The organism is Acidimicrobiales bacterium, assembly GCA_035316325.1.
Lineage (GTDB): Bacteria > Actinomycetota > Acidimicrobiia > Acidimicrobiales > VFJN01 > DASXTK01.
In genome coordinates this window covers 1-22949 of record DATHJB010000151.1, presented here as the reverse complement: position 1 = coordinate 22949, position 22949 = coordinate 1, and the positions used below count along the sequence as shown (strand labels likewise).

Annotated in this window: 24 protein-coding genes; 22 read left to right on the top strand and 2 right to left on the bottom strand. The window is 72.2% G+C overall.

Annotated elements, in window-relative coordinates:
- Nucleotides 1-74: 74 nt before the first annotated feature.
- The 5 genes from VK611_19970 (at nt 75) to VK611_19950 (ending at nt 3751) form a co-directional block, all read left to right on the top strand.
- Nucleotides 75-1190 (top strand): lytic polysaccharide monooxygenase, encoded by a 1116-nt coding sequence (locus tag VK611_19970; protein ID HMG43618.1) that lies wholly within the window; start codon nt 75-77, stop codon nt 1188-1190.
- 13 nt (nt 1191-1203) lie between these two features.
- Complete coding sequence (locus VK611_19965; protein ID HMG43617.1) at nt 1204-1770, top strand: sigma-70 family RNA polymerase sigma factor; 567 nt, start codon at nt 1204-1206, stop codon at nt 1768-1770.
- Entirely contained in the window at nt 1763-2365 is a 603-nt protein-coding gene (locus VK611_19960; protein HMG43616.1) for a cellulose binding domain-containing protein, read from the top strand. Before VK611_19965 ends, VK611_19960 begins: the two co-directional genes overlap by 8 nt.
- Nucleotides 2366-2462: 97 nt before the next feature.
- Nucleotides 2463-2966 (top strand): RNA polymerase sigma factor, encoded by a 504-nt coding sequence (locus tag VK611_19955; GenBank protein HMG43615.1) that lies wholly within the window; start codon nt 2463-2465, stop codon nt 2964-2966.
- On the top strand, nt 2966-3751 hold the full coding sequence (locus tag VK611_19950) for a hypothetical protein (protein HMG43614.1): 786 nt from the start codon (nt 2966-2968) through the stop codon (nt 3749-3751). The genes VK611_19955 and VK611_19950 overlap by 1 nt, the downstream gene beginning before the upstream one ends.
- Before the next feature lie 61 nt (nt 3752-3812).
- Here the strand turns inward: VK611_19950 and VK611_19945 are convergent, their stop codons facing one another.
- Nucleotides 3813-6329, bottom strand: a complete 2517-nt coding sequence (locus VK611_19945) for a hypothetical protein (protein ID HMG43613.1) — start codon at nt 6327-6329, stop codon at nt 3813-3815.
- Between the two features lie 42 nt (nt 6330-6371).
- On the opposite strand from VK611_19945, the gene pdxT reads away from it, so the two are divergent.
- The 16 genes from pdxT to VK611_19865 all read left to right on the top strand — a co-directional run bounded on the left by pdxT (nt 6372) and on the right by VK611_19865 (nt 21661).
- The gene (pdxT, locus tag VK611_19940; GenBank protein HMG43612.1) at nt 6372-7007 is read left to right on the top strand and encodes a pyridoxal 5'-phosphate synthase glutaminase subunit PdxT; all 636 of its coding nucleotides are present in this window, start codon (nt 6372-6374) and stop codon (nt 7005-7007) included.
- A complete protein-coding gene (locus VK611_19935) occupies nt 7008-7757 on the top strand; it encodes a YebC/PmpR family DNA-binding transcriptional regulator (GenBank protein ID HMG43611.1) in 750 nt (249 codons plus the stop codon).
- A 5-nt stretch (nt 7758-7762) separates the two neighbouring features.
- Nucleotides 7763-8236 (top strand): peroxiredoxin, encoded by a 474-nt coding sequence (locus tag VK611_19930; protein ID HMG43610.1) that lies wholly within the window; start codon nt 7763-7765, stop codon nt 8234-8236.
- Between the two features lie 120 nt (nt 8237-8356).
- Nucleotides 8357-8860, top strand: a complete 504-nt coding sequence (gene ruvC / locus VK611_19925) for a crossover junction endodeoxyribonuclease RuvC (GenBank protein HMG43609.1) — start codon at nt 8357-8359, stop codon at nt 8858-8860.
- Between the two features lie 8 nt (nt 8861-8868).
- Complete coding sequence (ruvA, locus tag VK611_19920) at nt 8869-9477, top strand: Holliday junction branch migration protein RuvA (protein HMG43608.1); 609 nt, start codon at nt 8869-8871, stop codon at nt 9475-9477.
- A 13-nt stretch (nt 9478-9490) separates the two neighbouring features.
- Nucleotides 9491-10549, top strand: coding sequence for a Holliday junction branch migration DNA helicase RuvB (gene ruvB / locus VK611_19915; GenBank protein ID HMG43607.1), 1059 nt, complete (start codon nt 9491-9493; stop codon nt 10547-10549).
- Nucleotides 10550-10583: 34 nt separating this feature from the next.
- On the top strand, nt 10584-11594 hold the full coding sequence (queA, locus tag VK611_19910) for a tRNA preQ1(34) S-adenosylmethionine ribosyltransferase-isomerase QueA (protein HMG43606.1): 1011 nt from the start codon (nt 10584-10586) through the stop codon (nt 11592-11594).
- Nucleotides 11591-12712, top strand: coding sequence for a tRNA guanosine(34) transglycosylase Tgt (gene tgt / locus VK611_19905; protein ID HMG43605.1), 1122 nt, complete (start codon nt 11591-11593; stop codon nt 12710-12712). Before queA ends, tgt begins: the two co-directional genes overlap by 4 nt.
- A gap of 107 nt (nt 12713-12819) precedes the next feature.
- The gene (locus VK611_19900; protein HMG43604.1) at nt 12820-13557 is read left to right on the top strand and encodes a YciI family protein; all 738 of its coding nucleotides are present in this window, start codon (nt 12820-12822) and stop codon (nt 13555-13557) included.
- Entirely contained in the window at nt 13557-14279 is a 723-nt protein-coding gene (locus VK611_19895) for a YciI family protein (protein ID HMG43603.1), read from the top strand. Before VK611_19900 ends, VK611_19895 begins: the two co-directional genes overlap by 1 nt.
- 10 nt (nt 14280-14289) lie before the next feature.
- Nucleotides 14290-15591, top strand: coding sequence for a sigma-70 family RNA polymerase sigma factor (locus VK611_19890; protein ID HMG43602.1), 1302 nt, complete (start codon nt 14290-14292; stop codon nt 15589-15591).
- 43 nt (nt 15592-15634) lie between these two features.
- Nucleotides 15635-15940: a preprotein translocase subunit YajC gene (gene yajC, locus VK611_19885; GenBank protein HMG43601.1), complete on the top strand. Its 306-nt coding sequence runs from the start codon at nt 15635-15637 to the stop codon at nt 15938-15940.
- A complete protein-coding gene (gene secD / locus VK611_19880; GenBank protein ID HMG43600.1) occupies nt 15940-17601 on the top strand; it encodes a protein translocase subunit SecD in 1662 nt (553 codons plus the stop codon). The genes yajC and secD overlap by 1 nt, the downstream gene beginning before the upstream one ends.
- Nucleotides 17598-18797, top strand: coding sequence for a protein translocase subunit SecF (gene secF, locus VK611_19875; protein HMG43599.1), 1200 nt, complete (start codon nt 17598-17600; stop codon nt 18795-18797). Before secD ends, secF begins: the two co-directional genes overlap by 4 nt.
- Nucleotides 18798-18838: 41 nt before the next feature.
- Entirely contained in the window at nt 18839-19369 is a 531-nt protein-coding gene (locus VK611_19870) for an adenine phosphoribosyltransferase (GenBank protein ID HMG43598.1), read from the top strand.
- A gap of 36 nt (nt 19370-19405) precedes the next feature.
- Complete coding sequence (locus tag VK611_19865; GenBank protein HMG43597.1) at nt 19406-21661, top strand: bifunctional (p)ppGpp synthetase/guanosine-3',5'-bis(diphosphate) 3'-pyrophosphohydrolase; 2256 nt, start codon at nt 19406-19408, stop codon at nt 21659-21661.
- A gap of 28 nt (nt 21662-21689) precedes the next feature.
- Here VK611_19865 and VK611_19860 read toward each other — a convergent pair whose 3' ends face one another.
- Complete coding sequence (locus tag VK611_19860) at nt 21690-22082, bottom strand: hypothetical protein (GenBank protein HMG43596.1); 393 nt, start codon at nt 22080-22082, stop codon at nt 21690-21692.
- Between the two features lie 177 nt (nt 22083-22259).
- Here VK611_19860 and VK611_19855 point away from each other — a divergent pair, with 177 nt between their 5' ends.
- Nucleotides 22260-22610: a DUF1801 domain-containing protein gene (locus VK611_19855; protein ID HMG43595.1), complete on the top strand. Its 351-nt coding sequence runs from the start codon at nt 22260-22262 to the stop codon at nt 22608-22610.
- Nucleotides 22611-22949 lie beyond the last annotated feature (339 nt).

Here is a 22949-nt window from a genome sequence, read left to right as displayed (position 1 = left end):
AGTGTGGCCAAGCTGACGTTGAGTGAAAATCTGGGGCAAGTAAGCAGTTCGGGCTCCTCGGCGCTTGGGCGGGCATGTTGGGGTCAACGAGTCGGAAGGCCGCCGTCGTCGCGCTGGTGGTGGCGGTAGGGGCGACGGTCGGGGCGGTCGTGTGGTCGGGCGGGGAGGAGGCGCAGGCGCACGGGTCGACGCAGATGCCGGCGTCCCGGGTCTACGCCTGCCGCTTCGAGCAGCCCGAAGGGTCGATGTGCGCCCAGGCGTGGGACGCCGACGCCCAGGCGCTGTACGACTGGATGGAGGTCAACATCGGCGATGTCGACGGTCGCCACCAGGAGCGCATCCCCGACGGGGAGCTGTGCAGCGCCGGGCGCGACAAGTACGCGGCGTTCGACCGCCCGGGCGACTGGCCGCTGACCCACCTGCAGCCGGGCTCGTCGGGCCGCTACGACGTGGTGTACACGAGCACGGCCCCGCACGCGACGGCGTACTTCCGGCTGATGGTCACCCGGCCCGGCTTCGACGCCCGCCGGGACGTGCTGCGGTGGGCGGACCTGGAGCAGGTGTACGACTCGGGGCCGCTGCCGGCGTCGCCGACCAACCGGTTCTCGGTGCCGCTGCCGGCCCGGGCGGAGCCGGCGATCCTCTACGCGATCTGGCAGCGCAGCGACAGCCCCGAGGCGTTCTACGCCTGCAGCGACGTGACCATCGGCGGACCCGGAGCGCCCCTTCCGCCGCCGCCCACGTCGCCGCCATCGACGTCACCGCCACCGACGTCACCGCCGGGGACGCCGAGTCCGACGCCGACGCCGCCGACCCAGCCGCCCACCTCCGGGGCACCGACGACCGTGCCGGCTCCGTCGACATCGCCGCCTCCGCCGGCGACCGACGACCCGCCCGACGGCGACGAGCCGTTCTCTCCGGTCGCCGGGATCGTGGCCACCGCCACCACGACCGCCTCGTGGGACCGGGGCCGCTGCGTCGAGGTGCGGGTCGCCAACACCAGCGCCGCGCCACTGGGCTGGGAGGTCCACTACCGGCCCGGCGGCGAGCTCGCCACGCTGTGGAACGCCACGGGCGACGAGCAGCACCACGACGGGCACGAGGGCCACGTCGCATTCATCGGCGAGGGCTGGAACGCCCGCCTCGCCGCCGGTCAGTCGACGACGTTCGGCATGTGCGTCGACACCTAACTTGTGGGGAGAGATGGGGGAACCGCCGGACTTCGACACCTGGTACCAGGAGCAACACCCGCTCGTCCTCGCCGCGCTCACGGTGGCGTCCGGGCAGCCCGACGTCGCCGCCGAGGCGACCGACGAGGCCTTCGTCCGCGCCTACGCCCGCTGGGAGCGGGTGCGGCGGATGGAGTCGCCGGGCGGGTGGCTCTACCGGGTCGCCCTCAACGACCTGCGCCGACGCTGCCGGCGCCAGGCGGTCGAGCGTGAGCTGCTGCGGCGCCGGGCCGCGCCGTCGGTGTCGGAGCCGCCGCCCGCCCCGGCGCCGCACGTGTGGGACGCCGTCCGCAGCCTCCCGACCCGCCAGCGGACCGCCGTGGCGCTCCGCTACATCCTCGACCTGCCCGAGGGCGAGGTGGCCCGGCTGATGGGCGTCACCCGGGGCGCGGCCTCGGCGTCGCTGACGGCGGCCCGTCGGCGCCTGGAGACCCTGCTGGCCGAGGACGACGACGGGGCCGCACCGGACCTAGCGCCCGCCCGGCCCACCGCCCCCGGCCTGGCCCTGGCGTCCGGCCGCTGGAGCGTGTCCCGTGGCTGACCTCGACCTCCGCTCCGCCCTCCGTCCCATGGTCGACCAGCCGGCGCGGGCGCCGCTACCGGTGGGCGACCTGGCGCAGCGGGCCCGCCGCCACCGGCTTCGCCGTCGCTCGGCCGTCGCCGCCCTGGCCCTGGTCGCCGTCGTCGGGATGGTCGGAACCCTGGCCGCCCAGGACTCCCCGTCCCGGGTCACGACCACCAACGCCCCGCCGCCCGCCGGAACCCCGGACTCTCCGACCCCGAGCGAGCCGTCCACGTCGGTGACGACGAGCCCGGCCCCGGCCCCGACCCCGGCCCCGACCCCGGACTCCGAGGCCGAGCCGACGTCGCCGCCGCCGCCGTCGACCGACGAGGGCATCGTCACCACCGTCACCACGACCTCGTCGTGGGACCGCGGCCACTGCGTCGAGGTCCGGGTGGAGAACACCACGACCACCCCCGTGACCTGGGAGGTCGGCTACACCCCGGCCGGCACCATCGCCACCCTCTGGAACGCCACGACGTCCACCAGCAGCGACACCTTCACCGGCGAACCCTGGAACGCCACCCTCGCCCCCACCGAGTGGACCACCTTCGGCATCTGCGTCGACACGTGACGGTGCTTCTGTCTTCGCTGAACCGGCTATGTCCGGTTCAGCGAAGACAGAACGGGATCGCTGTCATCACCGCGGCGTTGTGGAGCGTCTGTTGGGTGTGATCGAGCCGGAGGTGGTCGAGGGTGAGGCGGCACTCGTCGAGCGGATGTTCGACGAGCACGCCGACCGGCTGCTGGGCCTGGCCTGCCTGCTGCTGCGGGACCGCGCCGAGGCCGAGGACGTGGTGCAGGAGGCGTTCCTGCGCCTCCAACGTCACGCTGCCTCGCTGCAGCAGCCGACCCGAGAGGCGGCCTACCTCCGCTCGATCGTCCTCAACCTCGCCCGGTCCCGCCTGCGGCGCCGAAGGTTGGCCCTGTGGCGGCGGCCTCCGATGTCGGTCGCCCAGGGTGGCCCCGACGAGGTGGTCGAGCTGCGCGACGAGCAGCGACGGATCGTGGTGGCCCTGCGGCGGCTCCCCGGTCGGCAGCGGGAGTGCCTGGTCCTCCGCTACTTCGAGGACCTGGCCGACGCCCAGATCGCCGAGACGCTGGGCCTGAAGGTCACGTCGGTCCGGACCCACCTGCAGCGGGGCAAGGCCGCACTCGAGAAGGAGCTGAGCTGATGATGACCCTGAGCGACGACGACCTCCGGGCTGCGCTCGCCCCCTACGACCACGTGCGCGCTCCCCGGCGCCTCCTCGCACCGGCAGCGACGACACCGAGGCACCGCCGGGTGGTGATCGCCGGTGTCGTGGCCGCGGCAGCAGCAGCGGTTGTGCTGGCGACGACGCTGGTCGTCGGGGGAGGGGGTCACGACGTCGAGACCGGCAGCCGCCCGCTCGACCTCACCGGAGCGAAGACGGTGGTGTTCAGCGACGGCGCCACGGTCGCGGTCGACGAGCTGTTCTACTCTGCCAACCACGAGCGCCTGCGGGCGCTGTTCGCCGAGCACGGCGCCGAGCTGGTGATCGTCGAGCGGCCCGTGGCAGCGGCAGCCGACGGCCGGGTGTACTCGGTGATGGTCCCCCCGGGCATGGCCGACGAGACGGAGCCGGGTCGCATCGACCTGGACGCGGGCGGCCGCGTCGAGGTGGAAGTGGGTCGGGCCGATCCGGCTGCCGGCTCCGAGGGGCTGACCCTCCACGAGGTGTTCCCGGAGATCCCCGGAGCGGTGGTCCGGGACGACCCCGCGGCGACCGGCGAGGCGCTGGAAGCCCTCGGCTTCACCGTCCGCTGGGTGCTCATCGAAGCCCCGGGCGAGGGCCACGACGTCAAGGCACCCCCGCCGGGCACGGTGGTGATCTCGGTGCTCGGCCCCAACGGTGAGTGGGACAGCATCGACCCGACGATCGACACGCTCATGGTGGAGCTCGCCAGCCCGGCGACCGCCGCCGGGCTCGGCCACTAGGGGCGGTGCTTCTGTCTTCGCTGAGCCATGCATAGCCGGCTCAGCGAAGACAGAACGGTCATCAGCGGTCGAGGGTGTTGGATTCCCAGATGCCGACGCCGGCCTGGTCCTCGCCGACGACGACGACGCGGTCGTCGGTGACGTAGATGCCGGAGACCGTCTGGGTGCCGGCGCCGCCGAGGTCGGGTTCGTCGCTGTCGCGGCGGGTGATGCTGCCGTCCTCGTCGACCCGCCACAGGGCGGCGTCGCTGTCGCCGCCCAACGTGTCGATGCCGCCGAGCAGCCAGCCACCGCCCGGCACCGCGGCCACCGCCCGGGCCTCCTGCTCGCCGCTGCCGCCCAGGCTGCTGGCCGACAGCTGGCGCCAGGCGAGCCCGTCGTCGGACACCCACACCCGGGCGTCGCCGTTGCCCCGCCCGTTGTCGGAGCCGACCAGGATGAAGCCGCCGCCGTCACGGGCCGCGCAGGCGATCGCCTGCTGGCTGCCGGGTCCGGCGAACGAGTCGTCGGAGGCCTCGCCGGCCACCCACTTGCCCTGGGCGTCGCGCAGCCGCACGGCGACGTCGTAGTCGCTGTCGCTGCCGGTGACGCCGACGGCGAGCGCCTTGCCGTCGGCGACGCACACGTCGCGGTAGCGCTGGGTGGAGGTCGGGGACGTCAGCCCGGAGTTCTCTTCCTTGATGGTCTTCCCGTCGGTCGACACGGCGACCACCGGGTCGGTGTCGTAGTTGGCGGGCGGCTTGCCGTCGAGGTCGCGGTACTGGGAGCCGACCACGATGAAGCCCTCGCCCAGCGGAGCGACCGCCTCCAGTGACCGGGTGCCGGTGCCGCCGGCGGGCTGGTTGGTGAGCATCGGCTGCGACGTGACGATCTCGGCCGCGGCCTCGGCGGTCCGGTTCGCGTCGGGGTTGTCGATGCTGTACGACAGCAGCCCGGCCAGCTCGGCCAGCGGTGGGTAGCCGGCCGCCTGACGTCCCCAGTCCCGCCCGTTCTCGGACGTCCACAGCACGCCGTCGGGCTTGGTGTCGCTGGCGGTGCGGCGGGCGGCCCACGAGAAGTCCTCGAAGCCGACCGCCACGTAGCCGCCGTTGAAGGCGGCGACGTCGTTGACCTTGCCCACGTAGAGGCTCTGGTTCGGTTCCGACTGGGGCTTCTCGATGCCGTCGGCGTTCGGCTCGGCCGGCTTGATCTCCGCCAGGTCGCCGCCGTCGCGGTACCAGACCCGGCCGACGTAGCGGCGCCGCTGGTCGTGGGTGCGGGCCCGGTAGCTGTAGCCGGTGGCGACGAGCGTGTCGTCCTTCATGAACACCGAGGTGATCGCCGGTCGGTCGCCGCCGGTGGGGAAGTTCTCGCCGGTGCGGTCGAGCCAGCGGGGCCCCTGGAGCTCCATCACGATGGGCTCGGTGCCGAGGGCGACGGTGAGGCTGCCGGAGGTGGCGACGTCCTCGAGCGCCACGCCGTCGGCGAAGGTGTCGCCCTTCGTCGGGTCGGGCAGCAGGTCCCAGTGGGCGCCGGAGTCGCGCGACCACCACAGGTGGGGCCGCCAGTCGTCGCCGCCGGCGGCGTACACCACGTTGCCGGAGACCGAGATCGACCGCACGGTCATGTCGCTGGCCGCGTTGCGGTTGTTGCCGTGGATGGGGAGGGGCCCGGACGGTCGTCCCCAGGCCTTGCCGTCGTTCGACATCCAGATCACCGGCTTGCCCTGGCCGCTGGCGTCGACCACGAAGCCGCCCGCGATGAGCTCGTTCTGGAACGTGGTGACGCTCTGCAGGCTCTGACGGCCCGCGCCGCCGAGGGTGGGGGCCTCGACCTCCTCCCAGGTGGTGCCGTCGGCGGAGATCCAGGCGACACCGTCCTGCTCGCCGTCGGCGTCGCGCCAGCCGACGGCGACGAAGCCGTCGCGGAAGGCGGTGATGGACTGGATCGACTCCTCGCCGGTCTTGTCGAGCGGGCCGCCCGGGCCGCCGTCGACCGACTTCCACGACGTGCCGTCGGCACTGAACCACAGCCGCGGCTGCACCTCGCCCCAGGCGTTCTCACCGCCCACCACCAGCGTGCCCTTGGGGCCGACGGCCACGTCGAAGGCCCACTGGTCGTGCTTGCCGCCCATCACCGAGGGGGTCGACAGCTTCCACTCGCCGCCCGTGTTGCGCCACACGGCGGCATCGCTCTCGTCGTCACCGGCGAGGCGCCCGACGGCGAGCAGGCCGTCGGGCGTGTTGGCGACGGCCGCCATCGACTCGCTGACGTCGTCGTCCTCCGGCTCGATCTCCTCGCGCTCCCAGGTGCGGCCGTCGTCCGCGTTCCACACCGCGGCCACCGACGTGTTGTCGGACGGCTCCAGCACCGACCCGACGATCCGCCAGGGCTCGCCCTCCTTCGCCGGCGCCAGCAGGTCGCTGACGGTCGACACCGGTTCGGTGAAGCGGAGCGTGTCCGCGGTCACCTTCTTGAAGGTCGGGGCGTTGTGCTCGGCCGCTTCGCTGGCGCCGCCGGCGGCGCAGGCCGACGCGGCCAGCAGGCTGGCAGCCGTCGCGATGAGCAGGCCGCGGCGGGTTCTCGGAGCGCGGATCATGAAGTCGTAGGTCCTCCCAGTTGGTCGATTCTCGTCCCTCGGGTGGTGGTCATACAATCCTCTACGTGCGCGCGGCCACCAACGACCGATCGACGAGGCCCCCAGGTGAAGGTTGGCGTGCTCGCGCTGCAGGGCGCGTCGGCGAGCCATTGCGCCATGCTCGCGCGCCTCGGCGCTGAGCCGGTCGCAGTTCGCACACAAGCTCAGCTCGACGACGTCCAGGCCCTGGTCATGCCGGGCGGCGAGTCGACCACGATCTCGATGCTGCTGGAGTCGTCGGCCCTGTTCGACCCGCTCGCCCAGCGCCTCGCCGACGGCATGCCGGCCTTCGGCACGTGCGCCGGGATGATCCTGCTGGCGTCCGACGTGCTCGACGGCCGCGACGACCAGCGGTCCTTCGCGGCCATCGACGCCGAGGTCCGCCGCAACGCCTACGGTCGCCAGGTCGACTCGTTCGAGGCCGATCTCACGGTGGCGGGCTTGGACGACCGGCCGTTCCGGGCAGTGTTCATCCGTGCGCCGGTGGTCGAGCGGGTCGGTGAAGGCGTCGAGGTGCTGGCCACGGTCGCCGACCATCCCGTCCTGTGTCGCCAGGGCAACGTGCTCGTGAGCGCGTTCCACCCGGAGCTGAGCGACGACTCCCGTCTCCATGCGTTGTTCCTCGAAGAGGTGATGTGAATGTCAGGCCATTCCAAGTGGGCCACGATCAAGCACAAGAAGGCCGCCAAGGACGCCAGTCGCGGCAAGCTGTTCGCCAAGCTGATCCGCCAGGTGGAGGTGGCAGCCCGGCAGGGGGGTGGCGACGTCGAGTCGAACCCGACGCTGCGCACCATGTTCCAGAAGGCGCGCGACAACTCGATCCCGCTCGACACCATCGAGCGCGCGGTCAAGCGGGGGACCGGTGAGCTGGAGGGCGTCACCTACGAGCAGATCACCTACGAGGGCTACGCCCCGGGCGGCGTGGCGGTGCTGGCCGAGTGCCTCACCGACAACCGCAACCGCACCGGCGCCGAGATCCGCAGCATCTTCACCCGGCACGGCGGATCGATGGCCGAGCCGGGGGCGGTGGCCTGGCAGTTCGAGCGGAAGGGGACCGTGGTGGTCGACCGCAAGGCCGACGAGGACGAGCTGATGATGGCGGCGCTCGACGCCGGCGCCGAGGACATCGCCGACGAGGGCGACGCCTGGCGGGTCACCACCGCCCCGGCCGACGTCCACGCCGTGCGGGCCGCGATCGAGGCGGCGGGCATGACGGTGGAGTCGTCGGACTCGGCGATGGTGCCGAAGACCACGATCCTGTTGGACGACTCGACGGCGGCCAAGCAGGTGCTGCGGCTGATCGACGCGCTCGACGACCAGGACGACGTCGGTGAGGTCCACGCCAACTTCGACATCCCGGACTCGATCCTCGAGACGGTGGAGGCCTGAGGCTCGTGGCTTCCGTCTCCGTCGGCGACCCGGCGCCCGACTTCACGCTCCCCGGCACCGACGGCACCCCCGAGGGCCACCGCGACTACACGCTGTCCGCCTACCGGGGCGAGGTCGTCGTGCTGGTCTTCTACCCGGGTGACAACACCCCGGTGTGCACCCGCCAGCTCAACACCTACACGGAGGAGATCGCCGAGTTCGACGAGGTCGACGCCCACATCCTGGCCTTGAGCCCGCAGTCGGTGGACAGCCACGACGGGTTCAGCGCCAAGCAGGGCGGCTTCGCCTTCCCGCTGCTGGCCGACGCGGACAAGGCCGTGGCCCGGGCCTACGGGGTGCTGGGGCCGGTGGGGTTCTACCGGCGGTCGATCTTCGTGGTCGACTCCGGCGGGATCCTGCGCCACGCCCACCGGGCGGTCGCCGGCCTGACGTTCCGTCCCACGGCCGAGCTGATCGACGCGATCCGCAAGGCCAGCTGAAGACCGACCATCTTCGAAATTGCGTTGGAAAACCCGCATGGAGCGGGCTGATCGGCGCAATTTGCCGTGGCGTGGGCGGGTCCACCCGGAGGACTGTCGGGTCGGCTACTGTCCGAACTCATGTTCGTGCTGGGCATCGACCCGGGGTTGTCCCGCTGCGGCTACGGGTTGGTCGAGCGGGTGGGCCGGAGGCAGACGGCGGTGTCGGCCGGCGTCCTGCGGACCGACCCTGCCGACCCGGTGCCCGAGCGGCTACTGGCCCTGCGTGACGACGTGCGGGCGCTCCTCGCCGAACGGACGCCGGCGGTGGTGGCGATCGAGCGGGTGCTGTTCCAGGTCAACGTCCGCACGGCCATCCCCGTCGCCCAGGCCGCCGGCGTGGTGATGGTGGAGGCGCTGTCCGTCGGCTGCGAGGTCGTCGAGTACTCGCCCAACCAGGTCAAACAGGCGGTGTCGGGCATGGGCGGGGCCGACAAGGAGCAGGTGCAGCGGATGGTGCAGACGCTGCTGGGGTTGGCGGCGCCGCTGCGTCCGGCCGACGCGGCCGATGCGGTCGCCCTGGCGCTGTGCCACCTGGCCCACGCGCCGATGCGGCGTCGAGTGAGGGAGGCAGCAACCAGATGATCGGGTCGTTGCGCGGGCAACTTCTGGACCGGGGTGCGAGCGAGGTGCTCGTCGAGGTCGCCGGGATGGGGTACCGGGTGGTCACGTCGCCGACCACCACCATCGGCCTGGGCGACGTCGGCGACGAGGTTTTCGTGTGGGTCCACCACCACGTCCGCGAGGACGCCGACACCCTCTACGGGTTCGCCAGCCGCGACGAGCGGCTCACGTTCGAGGCGCTCATCGGGGCCCACGGGGTCGGGCCGGCGCTGGCGCTGGCGATCCTGTCGGTGCACGCCCCCAACGAGCTGGCCCGGGTCCTGCTGGAGGACGACGTGGCCGCCCTGTGCCTGGTGCCCGGCGTCGGCAAGAAGACGGCGGCCCGGCTGCTGGTGGAGCTGAAGTCGCGCCTCGACATCCCCGAGAGCGACCTGGCGCCCGCCGTGATCGGGGCCGCGGGCGGCAACGGCTCGTCGGCCGCGCCGGTCGACACGGTGCGGGCCGACGTCCGGGCCGCGCTCGCCGGCCTCGGCTACTCCACCGACGAGATCCGCGCCGCCACCGCCGACCTCCCCACCGACGGCGACGCCGCCACCCTGCTGAAGGCCGCCCTCGCCCACCTGTCCCGAGGCCGGTAGGAGGTGACGGGCGGTGCGTGAGGAGCTGCTGGACCCGAACCCTCGGGAGCCGGAGGAGGAGCCGGCCGTCGAGAGCATCGAGACGGGGTTGCGGCCGAAGCGGCTGGCCGAGTTCGTGGGCCAGGCCGAGCTGAAGGACCACCTCGGGATCGTGCTGGAGGCAGCGCGGCGGCGGGGGCAGTCGCCCGACCACCTGCTGTTCGCCGGACCACCGGGCCTGGGCAAGACCACGCTGGCGGCGATCATCGCCGCCGAGCTGGGCGCCCACCTGCACACCACCTCGGGCCCGGCGCTGGAGCGTGCCGGTGACCTGGCGGCGATCATCACCCAGCTCGACACCGGCGACGTGCTGTTCGTCGACGAGATCCACCGCCTGCCCCGCCCGGTCGAGGAGGTGCTCTACCCGGCGATGGAGGACTTCCAGCTCGACATCGTGCTGGGCAAGGGGCCGGCCGCCCGGTCGATCCGCCTCGACGTGCCCCACTTCACCCTGGTGGGAGCCACCACCCGCACGGGATCGATCACCGGCCCCCTGCGCGACCGCTTCGGCCTGGTCGCCCGGCTCGACTACTACACGCCCGAGGAGCTGGAGCTCATCGTCGTGCGGGCGGCCGACATCCTCGGGGTGCTGATCGACCGCGAGGGCGCCGTCGAGATCGCCCGCCGGGCCCGGGGGACGCCCCGGATCGCCAACCGCCTGCTCCGCCGGGTGCGCGACTACGCCGAGGTGCGCAGCAACGGCGAGATCGACCACGCCACTGCCAAGGACGGGCTGGCCCTGTTCGGCGTCGACGCGCTGGGCCTCGACAAGATCGACCGGGCCATCCTGTCGGCGCTGTGCGAGCGCTTCGGCGGCGGGCCGGTCGGGTTGTCGACGCTGTCGATCAGCGTCGGCGAGCAGACCGAGACCGTCGAGGACGTCTACGAGCCCTTCCTCATCCAGGAGGGCCTCCTGGCCCGCACCCCCCGGGGCCGGGTCGCGATGCCCAGCGCCTGGCGCCACCTCGGCCTCGCCGTCCCCCAACGCATCGAGGAGAACGGCCCACCCACCTCCCCCACGCTCTGGTCGTGACCCCGGGGCGTGCCGGTAACCTCGGTCCGCTCCCATGCAGACCGCCGCGTTCGACTACGACCTGCCCACCCACGCCATCGCCCAGGTGCCGGTGGAGCCGCGCGACCGGGCGCGGCTGCTGGTGGACCGGGGCAAGGGCGATGCGCCGGAGCACCGGACGGTCGCCGACCTGCCGCAGCTGGTCCGCCCCGGTGACGTCATGGTCGTCAACACCACCCGGGTGCTGCCCGCCCGGCTGAAGCTGCGCAAGCCGACCGGCGGCGCCGTCGAGGTCTTCCTCCTGGAGCGCACCGGGCCCGGTCGCTGGGACGCCCTGGTGCGGCCGAGCCGCAAGGTCGCCCCTGGCACCCGCATCGACGCCGGCCCCGACCTGGTGGTCGAGGTGGGTGGCCAGACCGACGACGACGGCGGCGTCCGGCACGTCGTCCTCCACACCGCCGACGAGCAGGCGGCGCTGGCCCGCCACGGCGCCGTGCCGTTGCCGCCCTACATCACCGCCGAGCTGGCCGACCCCGAGCGCTACCAGACGGTGTTCGCCGACCGCCCCGATTCGGTGGCCGCGCCCACCGCGGGCCTGCACCTCACCGACGAGGTGCTCGACGGCTGCCGGGCCGCCGGCGCCACCATCGCCACCGTGGAGCTGGCCGTCGGCCTCGGCACCTTCAAGCCCATGGTCGCCGAGCGGGTCGAGGACCACCACATGCACTCGGAGCGCTACCGGGTGCCGCCCGAGACGCTGGCCGCATGTCGCAACGCGGCCGGTCGGGTGATCGCCGTCGGCACCACGGCGGTCCGGGCCCTGGAATCCGCCGCCCGCCGCCAGGAACCCGAGGGCCGCACCGACCTCTTCATCCGCCGCCCCTTCGACTGGCAGGTCGTCGACGTGCTGCTCACCAACTTCCACCTGCCCCGCTCGTCGCTGCTGGTGCTGGTCGACGCCTTCGTCGGCCCCCGCTGGCGCGACCTCTACGCCGAGGCCCTCACCCGGCAGTACCGCTTCCTCTCCTTCGGCGACGCCATGCTCCTCGAACGGGACCCGACGTGACGCTGGGCTTCGCGGTGGAGAGCACCGACGGCGATGCCCGCACCGGCACGGTGACGACGGCCCGCGGGACGTTCGCGACCCCGTGCTTCATGCCGGTGGGCACCCGGGGCGCGGTGCGGACGCTGTCGTCGGCCGACCTCGACGAGCTGGGCGCCGAGGTGGTGCTCGGCAACACCTACCACCTGATGCTGCGGCCCGGCGCCGAGGTGGTCGAGAAGCTGGGCGGGCTGCACGGGTTCGCCGCCTGGTCGGGCCACGTGCTCACCGACTCCGGCGGCTACCAGGTGTTCTCGCTGCAACCGACGGTCGACGACGAGGGCGCCACGTTCGCGTCGACCTACGACGGCAGCCGCCACCACCTCACCCCCGAGGGCGCCGTCGACATCCAGGTGCAGCTGGGCAGCGACATCCAGATGGTGCTCGACGTGTGCTCGGCGCTCCCCAGCCCCCGCGACGTGATCGCCGCCGCCGTCGACCGCACCGCGCTGTGGGCCGGCCGGGCCCGCGAGGCGTTCCTGGCCCACCAGCGGCCCGACCTCAACCAGTTCGGCATCGTCCAGGGCGGCGTCGAGGCCGACCTCCGCACCGAGAGCGCCGAGCGGACCGTGGCCGTCGGCTTCGACGGGTACGCCGTGGGCGGCCTGTCGGTGGGCGAGGAGCGCGACGTGATGCTCCCGGCCCTCGACGCGGCGCTGGAACCCCTCCCCAGGGACCGCCCCCGCTACTTCATGGGCCTGGGCGACCCGTTGGGCCTGGTCGACGTGGTGGCCCGGGGCGTCGACATGTTCGACTGCGTGCTGCCCACCCGGCTGGCCCGCCACGGCACGCTGCTCACCTCCCGGGGCCGTCTCAACATCAGCAACCGCCGCTACGCCGACGATTCGGGCCCGCTGGACCCCCATTGCAGCTGCGCCGTGTGCGCCCGCTGGTCACGGGGCTACCTGCGCCACCTGCTGTCGGTCGACGAGCCGACCGCCGCCCGGCTGCTCACCCTGCACAACGTGTGGTGGACGTTCGACCTGGTCCACCAGATCCGCGAGGCGATCGTGGCCGGCACGCTCGCCGACCTGCGGGCCCGCGTCGCCGACGTGTGGCTCCCCGGCGCCACGAACCGCTGATCCGCCGGCCACCCGACCAATTCGGCGACACTGTCGAAAGGGCCGCGGGCCGTTCGTCATCACGGTGGCGGGGGAGTGCCCCGCCCCGAGAGACGAGGAACATGACCATGCAGTACCTGGCAACGATCTACGTCCGTGAGCGGGGCCCGACCGAGTCCGACGCCGACGAGCTGCGCGAGATGAACGAGGGCTACACGCGGTTCGGTCAGCTGGCGGCGTCGGCGATCCGGGGCGGCGAGGCCCTCCAGCCGGTCGCCACCGGCAGCACCGTCCGCGAGCCCCGGCCCGGCACCGAGGCGCCGCTGGTCACCGACGGGCCCTTCACCGAGTCGACCGAGGTCGTCGGCGGCTACTACGTGCTCGAGACCGACACGTTCGACCAGGTGGTGGACCTGGTCAAGGAGATCCCCGCCGCCTCCGACCCGGACGGCGCGGTCGAGGTGCGGCCGGTCGTCATGGTGTGGGCGCCGGAGCTGCCGGTCGAGACGCAGCCGGGCGACGTCCGCTACCTGGCCACCATCTACGGCAAGGAGAGCGCGGCCGACGTCCCCGACACGCCGGAGTGGGACGAGATGGCCGCGGTGCACGGCCAGTTCATCGACAAGCACGCCGCGGCCCTGCTCAGCGGCGTGGCGCTCCAGCCGGCCGCCACCGCCACCACCGTGCGGGTGCGCAACGGCGACCTGCTGGTGACCGACGGCCCGTTCGCCGAGACCGAGGAGGTCATCGGCGGCCTCTACCTGCTGCGGGCCGCCACCCGGAGCGACGCCGTCGCCGTGGCCCAGGACATCCCCACCAACCCCGGCGGCGCCGTCGAGCTCCGCCCGATCATGGAGTTCATGTGATGCAGTACCTGGCCACCCTCTACGACCGTGAGGACTCCCTCACGTCGCCCGGCACCCCGGAGTGGGACGCCGAGATGGGCGCCTACGAGGCCTTCCACACCAAGCATGCTGCAGCGATCCTCGGGGGCGAGGCGCTCCACGCCAGCGACACCGCTCGCACGGTGCGGGCGTCGCTGGTCACCGATGGGCCGTTCACCGAGACGGCGGAGGTGATCGGCGGCTACTTCGTGCTCGAGGCCGAGACGCTCGACGACGCGGTCGAGCAGGCGGCCGACCTCCCCGCCGCGTCCACGCCCCACGGCGCCGTCGAGGTGCGGCCGCTGGTGATGCTGTGGGAGCCCGAGGAGCCGGTGGAGACGCAGCCGGGTGACACCCGCTACCTGGCGCTCGTCTACGCCCCGGAGGCGGAGGGGGCGCCACCCGAGTCGCCCGAGTGGGAGGAGATGTCGGCCCGCCACGGCCGGTTCATGGACGACCACGTCGGGTCGTTGACGTCCGGCCTCGCGCTGCACCCGGTGGCCACTGCCACCACCGTGCGGGTGCGTGACGGGCAGGTGCGGGTGACCGATGGCCCCGCCGTCGACGCCCCGGGCGTGCTCGGCGGGCTCTACGTGCTGCGCGCCTCGTCGCCCGACGACGCCGTCGCGGTGGCCCGGGCGATCCCGACGAGCCCGGGCGGCGCCGTCGAGCTGCGTCCCGCCATGGAGCTCGGCGAGGGCTGAGACCCGGCCCGTGACGAGCCCGACCCCGACGCCCACGTCGGCCCGGGAGGCCCGGGAGGTCGCCGAGCGCACCTTCCGGGCCGAGTCGGGCTGGGTGCTGGCGTCGCTGGCCCGCCGGCTCGGCGACGTGGGCGCCGCCGAGGACGCCGTGCAGGAGGCGTTCGTCGAGGCCCTGCGCACCTGGCCGCTGCGGGGCGTGCCCCGCGAGCCGGTCGCCTGGCTCACCACCACCTCCCGCAACCGGGCGCTCGACCGGGTCCGCCGGGAGACGAGGCGTCCCGGCAACGAGGAGGCGGCCACCCGCACGGTCCTCGCGGCTCTGGAGGACCCGCCCGACCTCCACCCCGTCCCCGACGACCAGCTGCGCCTGGTGTTCACCTGCTGCCACCCGACCCTGTCGCCAGAGGCCCAGGTGGCGCTGACCCTGCGGCTGGTCTGCGGCCTGCAGACCCCCGAGATCGCCCGGGCGTTCCTGCAGCCCCCGGCCACCGTCGGCCAGCGCCTGTCGCGGGCCAAGCGCAAGATCCGCGACGCCGGCATCCCCTTCCGGGTGCCGCCCGCCGCCCGGCTGCCGGAGCGCCTGTCGTCGGTGCTGGCCTGCATCTACCTGGTGTTCACCGAGGGCTACGCCGCCACCTCGGGTGACGCCCTCATCCGTCGCGAGCTGTGCGACGAGGCCATCCGCCTGGCCCGCCTCGTGGCCGACCTGATGGGCGACCACGCCGAGACCCACGCCCTGCTCGCCCTGCTGCTGCTCCAGGACAGCCGGCGGGCGACGCGGCTGTCGGACGACGGCCACCTGGTGCTGCTGGAGCACCAGGACCGGGGCCGCTGGGACCGCGACCGGATCGCCGACGGGATGGTCCACCTGTCGGCCGCCCGCCGTCGCGGGCCCTACCAGCTGCAGGCGGAGATCGCCGCGGTCCACGCCGCCGCCCCTACCTGGGAGACCACCGACTGGGCGCAGATCGCCGCCCTGTACGCCGAGCTGGCCCTGGTGGCGCCGTCGCCGGTGGTGGAGCTGAACCGGGCGGTGGCGGTCGCCTACGCCGAGGGTCCGCAGGCCGGCCTGGTCGTGCTCGACGCCGTGGCCGACGACCCCCGCCTTGCCCGCTCCCACCAGCTGCCGGCGACCCGGGGCGACCTGATGGCCCGGCTGGGACGCTGGGACGAGGCCGCGACCAGCTTCCGCCGGGCCGTCGCCCTGGCCCGCACGGAGCCCGAACGGGCCTTCCTGACCCGCCGCCTGGAAGACGCAGAGGCTGCCGAGGCGGCAGGGGCCGGAGGGCTCGGCAGCAGAGGTCGGGGCTGAGGCGGCACACCCCCCGGACCGGCGCTAGTGTCGACCGGTTCCCATGCAACCCCTGCTCATCCTCGCTGTGACCTTCGGTCTGCTCTGGGTTCTGTTCCTGCTGCCGCAGCAGCGGCGGGTCCGGGCCCACCAGCAGTTGGTCGCCTCACTCGAAGAAGACGACGAGATCGTGCTCACCGCCGGCATCTTCGGTCGCATCACCACCATCGGGCCCGAGGAGATGACCGTGGAGGTGGCGCCGTCGGTGGAGCTGCGGGTGGCCCGCATGGCGGTGCTGCGACGGGTGGAGCACGCCGTCGCCGGGTTCGACGAACCGGGTCCCGAGCTGCCCGAAGAGACTGAGGACTGATGCGCCGTCGCCTGCTGTACCCCCTGATCTTCATCCTGGTCTGCGCCTTCGGTGGCCTCGCCTTCACGGTGATCACCGACAGCAGCCCCGAGCTGGGACTCGACCTGCAGGGCGGTGTGTCGGTGGTGCTGCGGCCCACGGCGGAGACGTCGTCGGGCGAGCTGGACGTGGCGCTGCAGATCATCCGTCGCCGCGTCGACGGCCTGGGCGTCGCCGAGCCGGAGATCGTGAAGCAGGGCGACAACATCCTCGTGCAGCTCCCGGGCGTCGAGAACCGGGACCGGGCGATCGAGCTGGTGGGCCAGACCGCCGAGCTGCGGTTCCGCCCGGTGCTGCAGGAGATCCCCACCGGGGCGCTCGAAGAGGGCGACGCCACGACCACCACCACGGCGCCGGCCGACGGGTCGACGACGACCGCGATCGACGAGTCGACCACCACGACTGCGGCCGACGGGTCGACCGACGAAGGGGCGTTCGGGACCGGCGGCGGCCTGGTCGAGGGCGAGAGCGCGGCGGCGCTGCAGGAGCCCGACCCGACGACCACCACCGCACCGCCGACGCCCACCACGACGGCGCCCGGGGCCACGACCCCCACCACGGCCCCGCCCACCAGCATCGACGACGTCCTCACCAAGCCGGAGGACGACACGGCCGAGGCCCAGGTGTTCCTGGCCGACAAGGACGAAACCGCCATCTACCAGCTCGGCCCGATGCTGGCGACCGGCGAGATCGTGCAGTCGGCCGATGCCCGCCTCGGCCAGACCGGCGAGTGGGAGGTCGGCCTGACCATGCACTCCGGGGCGGAGGGCATCGACCTGTTCAACTCGATCGCCGCCAAGTGCTTCCAGGGCGCCGACCAGACGGTGTGCCCGAGCGGGAAGCTCGCCATCGTGCTCGACTCGGTCGTCCAGTCGGCGCCGTCGATCAACAACGCCAACTTCAGCCGCGACAGCATCAGCATCAGCGGCGCCTTCAGCGAGCGCGAGGCGAAGGACCTGGCCCTGGTCCTGAAGTACGGCTCGCTGCCCGTCGAGCTGGAGCGCCAGACGGTGAAGACGGTGTCGGCGTCGCTCGGCGAGGACTCGCTGCGGGCCGGCATCATCGCCGGTCTCGTCGGCATCGCCCTCGTGGTGCTCTACCTGGTCTTCTACTACCGGGCCCTGGGGATCGTCGTGATCCTGGGGCTCGCCGTGTGGAGCTCGCTGCTGTACACGATCGTGTCGTGGCTCGGAGAGACCCGCGGGCTGGCGCTCACGCTGGCCGGCGTGACCGGCATCATCATCTCCGTCGGCGTGACCGTCGACTCGTACGTGGTGTTCTTCGAACGCCTCAAAGACGAGGTCAAGGCCGGTCGGACGTTGCGAAGTAGCACGGAGCGGGCCTTCAGCCGGGCGTTCCGCACGATCCTCGCGGCGGACATCTCGTCGTTCCTCGGTGCCGCCGTCCTGTGGTGGCTGACCGTGGGCTCGGTGCGCGGCTTCGCCTTCTTCCTGGGGCTGTCCACCGTCCTCGACGTGATCGTGGCCTGGTCCTTCACCCGCCCGGTGGTCACCTACCTGTCGCGCAGCCGGCTGTTCACCGAGGCGCCGGTGCTGGGCGTGGCCCGCGGCCTGGCGATGCCCGAGACGTCGACCACCGCGGCCGCAGGAGCGGGCAGATGAGCACGACCGACGACGAGCAGGAAGAGCAGGCCGTCACCGACGAGCTGGCGGCACAGGCCGAGCGGCCGGCGAAGAAGCGGTCGATCTGGAGCAGGCTCTACCACGGCGAGACCCGGTTCGACTTCATCGGCCGGCGCCGCGTCTGGTTCATCATCTCAGCCGTCGCCGTGCTGCTGAGCCTGGGCTCGCTGGTGACCCGGGGCTTCCAGCTGGGCATCGACTTCGAGGGCGGCGTGGTGTGGGAGCTGCCTGCCGGCGACGCGTCGGTGGCCGACGCCCGTGACGCCCTCGGCGAGTTCGGCCTGAGCAGCGCCACCATCCAGACGCAGGACAACGACGGCGTGGAGGAGCTGCGGGTCGAGTCCGAGCCGATCGACGTCGAGGAGAGCGACCAGGTCACGGCCAAGCTGGCCGATCTGACCGGGGCGACGGTCGACGAGGTGAACCTCAACGAGGTGGGACCGTCGTGGGGTGAGGAGATCAGCGAGAAGGCCCTGCGCGCGCTGGTGGTCTTCCTCGTGCTGGTCACCATCTACATCACGTTGCGCTTCGAGTGGGCGATGGCGGTTCCCACCCTGGTGGCCCTGATCCACGACGTGGCGATCACCGCCGGCGTGTACTCGCTCACGGGGCTGGAGGTGACGCCGGCCACCGTGATCGCCATCCTCACCATCCTCGGCTTCTCCATCTACGACGGCATCGTCGTGTTCGACAAGGTCGACGAGAACACGCGCCTGGTGTCGTCCACGGGTGGGATGAGCTACGGCGGCATGGTCAACATGTCCCTCAACCAGACGCTGATGCGCTCGCTCAACACGTCGATCACGGCGTTGCTGCCGGTGGGATCGCTGCTGGTCGTCGGCTCCTGGATCATGGGGGCGACGACCCTGCAGGAGTTCGCGCTGGCCCTGCTCATCGGCCTGTTCTCGGGTGCCTACTCGTCGATCTTCATCGCCTCGCCGTTACTGGCGCTGCTGAAGGAGCGCGAGCCCCGCTACCGCGACATCAAGCGCCGGGTCGAGGCCCGGGGCGGCGAGGTGGTCGCCTCTGCGTCGGGGGCCACGGCGGCCGTGGCGTCGTCGGGCGGGTCGGGTCAGAGCGGTGTGACCAACGGCGGCGACTCGGTGGTGGCGCCCTCGGGCCGGGTCATCCCCGCCCGTCCCCGCAAGAAGAGCAAGGGCGGCCCCCGCCGCTGAGTCGTGCGAGAGCGGCCCGGCGCGGCTCGTAGTCTTCCCGGATGGACGAAGCTGCGCTGCTGAGCCGTGTGCGGGACGTGCCCGACTTCCCCGAGCCGGGCATCGTCTTCAAGGACCTGACGCCGCTGCTCGGCGACCCCGAGGCGTTCCGCTTCGTGGTCGACGCCCTGGTCGACTACGCCGAGGGGTTGCCGGACGGGCCGATCGGCAAGGTGGTGGGGATCGAGGCCCGGGGCTTCACCTTCGCCGCCGCGGTCGCCTACCGGATGGGCCTGGGCCTGGTGCCGGTCCGTAAGCCGGGCAAGCTGCCGCACGAGACGGTCGCCGAGACCTACGAGCTCGAGTACGGCACCGACACCCTGGAGATCCACCGCGACGCCGTCGAGGCGGGCGAAGCTGTGCTGGTGGTCGACGACGTTTTGGCGACGGGGGGTACTGCGGCAGCCACGTGCCGTCTGCTTCAATCGGTGGGCGGGCGGGTGGCGGGTCTCGGGTTCGTCGTCGAGTTGGGTTTCCTCGAGGGACGGGCGAAACTGCGTGACTACCAGCTATTCAGTCTTCTGACCTTGTGATCCTTCTGGTGTGACGTTCGGATAGGGGAGGCAAAGGTGCCGACGGTCGATCGAGTCCTGCCGTGGCGGCGGAACCAGCAGCCGCCCGCGGACGAGGTCGCCCCGTTGCTGAGCTCGTTCCGCCACCGTCACCCCAAGGCCCCCACCGCGCTGATCACCCGGGCCTACCTGCGGGCCGCCGACGCCCACCGCGGTCAGGCCCGCTCGTCGGGCGAGGCGTACATCCAGCATCCGCTGGCCGTCGCCCGCATCGTCGCCGAGCTGGGGCTCGACGACGTCACCGTCGCCGCCGCCCTGCTCCACGACACCGTCGAGGACACGGGCATGACGCTCGACGAGGTGTCGCTGCGGTTCGGGAAGGACGTCGCCGCCATCGTCGACGGCGTCACCAAGCTCGACCGGGTCCAGTTCGACTCCCGTGAGGCGCAGCAGGCCGCCACCATGCGGAAGATGCTGGTCGCCATGGCCAAGGACCTGCGGGTCCTGATCATCAAGCTGGCCGACCGCCTCCACAACATGCGCACGATCGCGGCGCTGCCGGCGTGGAAGCAGCACCGCATCGCCCAGGAGACGCTCGACATCTACGCGCCGCTGGCCCACCGGCTGGGGATGCAGGACGTGAAGACCCAGCTGGAGGACCTGGCGTTCGCCGCGTCGCACCCCAAGCGCTACGCCGAGATCGACCACATGGTGTCGATCCGGGCGCCCGAGCGCGACCTGTACCTCACGCAGGTGCTGGAGGAGGTGCAGCAGCGGCTGTCGGAGCTGCGCATCGAGGCCGAGGTCACCGGGCGGGAGAAGCACCTCTACTCCATCTACGAGAAGATGGTGGTGAAGGGCCGCGAGTTCGACGACATCTTCGACCTGGTGGGCATCCGGGTGGTGGTCGACTCGGTGAAGGACTGCTACGCCGCGCTGGGGTCGATCCACGCCACGTGGAAGCCGGTGCAGGGCCGGTTCAAGGACTACATCGCGATGCCCAAGTTCAACCTCTACCAGGCGCTGCACACCACGGTGGTCGCCCCGCAGGGCAAGCCGCTCGAGGTGCAGATCCGCACCTGGGAGATGCACGCCCGGGCCGAGCAGGGCGTGGCGGCGCACTGGGCCTACAAGGGCGACGACGGCAAGGGCATCGTCGACCTGCCGTGGCTCAGCCGCATCGTCGACTGGCAGCAGGAGACCACCGACCCCGACGACTTCATGGAGAAGCTCAAGGTCGACCTGGAGCAGGACGAGGTCTTCGTGTTCTCCCCGAAGGGCAAGGTCGTCACGCTGCCGGTGGCCTCGACGCCGATCGACTTCGCCTACGCCATCCACACCGAGGTGGGCCACGCCTGCATCGGGGCGCGGGTGAACGGGCGCCTGGTGCCGCTGGACTCCCAGCTGGGTTCGGGCGACACGGTGGAGATCTTCACGTCGAAGGTGGAGGGCGCCGGTCCTTCCCGGGACTGGCTGCACATCGTGGCCACGCCGCGGGCGGGGGCGAAGATCCGACAGTGGTTCTCCCGGGAGCGGCGCGAGGACGCCATCGAGGCGGGGCGCGACGAGCTGATCAAGGCGATGCGGCGCGAGGGCCTGCCGGTGCAGAAGCTGCAGTCGGGCTCGGTGCTGGCGGAGACGGCCAAGGCGATGAACTTCGCCGACCTGGACGCGCTGTACGCCGCCATCGGCGAGAGCCACGTGTCGGGCCAGGCGGTGGCGGCCCGGGTGGCCTCCGCGCTGGGGATCACGTCGGGGTCGGGGTCGGCGTCGTCGGAGTCCGCTTCCAAGCAGCGCGACGAGACGTTGCCCGTCGCTCTCACCCCGCCCCGCAAGAACGGCAGCAGCGCTCCGTCGGGGGTCCATGTCGAGGGCCTGGACGACGTCTACGTCCGGTTGTCCCGATGTTGCACGCCGGTGCCGGGCGACGAGATCATCGGCTTCGTCACCCGTGGCCGCGGCGTCTCGGTCCACCGCGCCGACTGCGCCAACGCCGTCTCGCTGGCCCACGGCCAGACCGACCGTCTCATCGAGGTCGACTGGGACCAGGCGCCGTCGGGCCTCTTCATCGCCTCCCTCGAGGTGAAGGCGTTGGACCGGGCCCGCCTGCTGCGAGACGTCACCGCCGTCTTCGCCGACCACCACATCAACATCCTCAGCTGCGCCACCCAGACCGGCTCCGACCGCATCTCCAAGATGCGCTTCGACACCGAGTTGGGCGACCCGTCCCACCTCGATTCGTTGCTCAGCACGATCCGCGGCATCGACAGCGTCTACGACGCCTACCGAGTGGTCCCCGGCCGTCGCACCTGAGGGCGAGCAGGCGGCCGCTCCGTAGGGGTTACTGGACCTCGGCGACGCGGCAGGTCGAGACGGGCGCCATGACGGGCCAAGGTGGCCCCGTGCTGAACTCCTCCGTGCGGCCAGGCTCGACGACGATGGCGGGCGCTCCCCGAGTAGCGACGACGTTGCCCGCGACGTCGAGGAAGTCGATGTCGACCCCGTAGGTGCGGGTGGCATCGGCGGAGCGGTTGGTGATCTCACCGCGGGCGCTCACCAGGCCCCACACCGCCGATGTCCCCGGCGGGTTCGGCTCGATGACGCACTCCAGCGTCGCCGCCGCCTCCTCCTCGGGGGACGGTCCGGGGATCGTCGTCGGCGGGCCGTCATCGTCGGAGCCACCGGTCGTTGCCAGGGCGGCACCTCCGAGACCGGTGACGACGACCAGGGACATGGCGACCACCCACACCCGGCTCGTCGGGCGTCGGGCGGGGCCGGTGCTCGGCGAACCGGGCGGCGACGAATCTCCGGGGTTGGACAGGGGATCCACCTGTCCAAGATGGCACACGGCGACGGCCGGCCGGGTCGGTCGGGTAGGTATGGTGTGCGCCCGCAGACGAGGGGTGTGGTCGTGAGCAGCGCGGATGTCGACGAGTACGTCAGGACCAAGTTGCCGCCGCAGCACGAGGCGACCGTGCGCCGGCTCCGTGAGCTCGTGGCCGAGGTGGCGCCGGACGTCGAAGAGGTGATCACCTACGGCTCGCCGGCCTGGAAGGGCAACAAGATGCTCGCCATCGTCAGCCCCACCAAGACGCACGTCACCCTCGCCTTCGACCACGGCGTCGACTTCGACGACCCCCACGGCCTGCTGGAGGGCGTCGGCAAGCGGTCCCGCCACGTGAAGCTCAAGACCGTGGACGACATCGACGAGGCCGCCCTCCGCGACTACTTCACCCAGGCCGTGGCGATCGACAGCGCCTGAGCGGCGCCGGCACCGGAGCTCCCAGTAGATGACTCGTTCCAAGGGGTTTTGGTGAGTCGTTTGTGGTCGTTTGGTCGTTCTTGAGTTGTTTGTGGTCGGTCTCCGACCACGAACGACTCGACCGTGGATCGGCGACTACAGATGACTCGGGACGGAACGGTGGGTGAGGGCCTGGTGGGTGGTCAGGGTGGTAGGCATGCGGACGTTGCGGAGGGGGAACGTGGTGGGGGCGAAGCCGGGCGGGTGGTGGTACGGGGTGGCCGGGGTGGGGGCCGCCGGGGCTGGGGTGGTGACCGGGGTGTTGGGGGTGGCCCGGGCGACCGATCTGGTGGCGGAGGT

Bases quoted from the DNA above. Each gene is read 5' to 3' on its own strand.
- VK611_19935 (HMG43611.1), top strand. From the start codon at position 7,008: ATGTCAGGCCATTCCAAGTGGGCCACGATCAAGCACAAGAAGGCCGCC.
- VK611_19860 (HMG43596.1), bottom strand. From the start codon at position 22,082: ATGTCCCTGGTCGTCGTCACCGGTCTCGGAGGTGCCGCCCTGGCAACG.
- VK611_19945 (HMG43613.1), bottom strand. From the start codon at position 6,329: ATGATCCGCGCTCCGAGAACCCGCCGCGGCCTGCTCATCGCGACGGCT.
- ruvC (HMG43609.1), top strand. From the start codon at position 8,357: ATGTTCGTGCTGGGCATCGACCCGGGGTTGTCCCGCTGCGGCTACGGG.
- secD (HMG43600.1), top strand. From the start codon at position 15,940: ATGCGCCGTCGCCTGCTGTACCCCCTGATCTTCATCCTGGTCTGCGCC.
- secF (HMG43599.1), top strand. From the start codon at position 17,598: ATGAGCACGACCGACGACGAGCAGGAAGAGCAGGCCGTCACCGACGAG.
- VK611_19950 (HMG43614.1), top strand. From the start codon at position 2,966: ATGATGACCCTGAGCGACGACGACCTCCGGGCTGCGCTCGCCCCCTAC.
- VK611_19970 (HMG43618.1), top strand. From the start codon at position 75: ATGTTGGGGTCAACGAGTCGGAAGGCCGCCGTCGTCGCGCTGGTGGTG.
- yajC (HMG43601.1), top strand. From the start codon at position 15,635: ATGCAACCCCTGCTCATCCTCGCTGTGACCTTCGGTCTGCTCTGGGTT.
- VK611_19895 (HMG43603.1), top strand. From the start codon at position 13,557: ATGCAGTACCTGGCCACCCTCTACGACCGTGAGGACTCCCTCACGTCG.
- VK611_19900 (HMG43604.1), top strand. From the start codon at position 12,820: ATGCAGTACCTGGCAACGATCTACGTCCGTGAGCGGGGCCCGACCGAG.
- VK611_19965 (HMG43617.1), top strand. From the start codon at position 1,204: ATGGGGGAACCGCCGGACTTCGACACCTGGTACCAGGAGCAACACCCG.
- queA (HMG43606.1), top strand. From the start codon at position 10,584: ATGCAGACCGCCGCGTTCGACTACGACCTGCCCACCCACGCCATCGCC.
- VK611_19870 (HMG43598.1), top strand. From the start codon at position 18,839: ATGGACGAAGCTGCGCTGCTGAGCCGTGTGCGGGACGTGCCCGACTTC.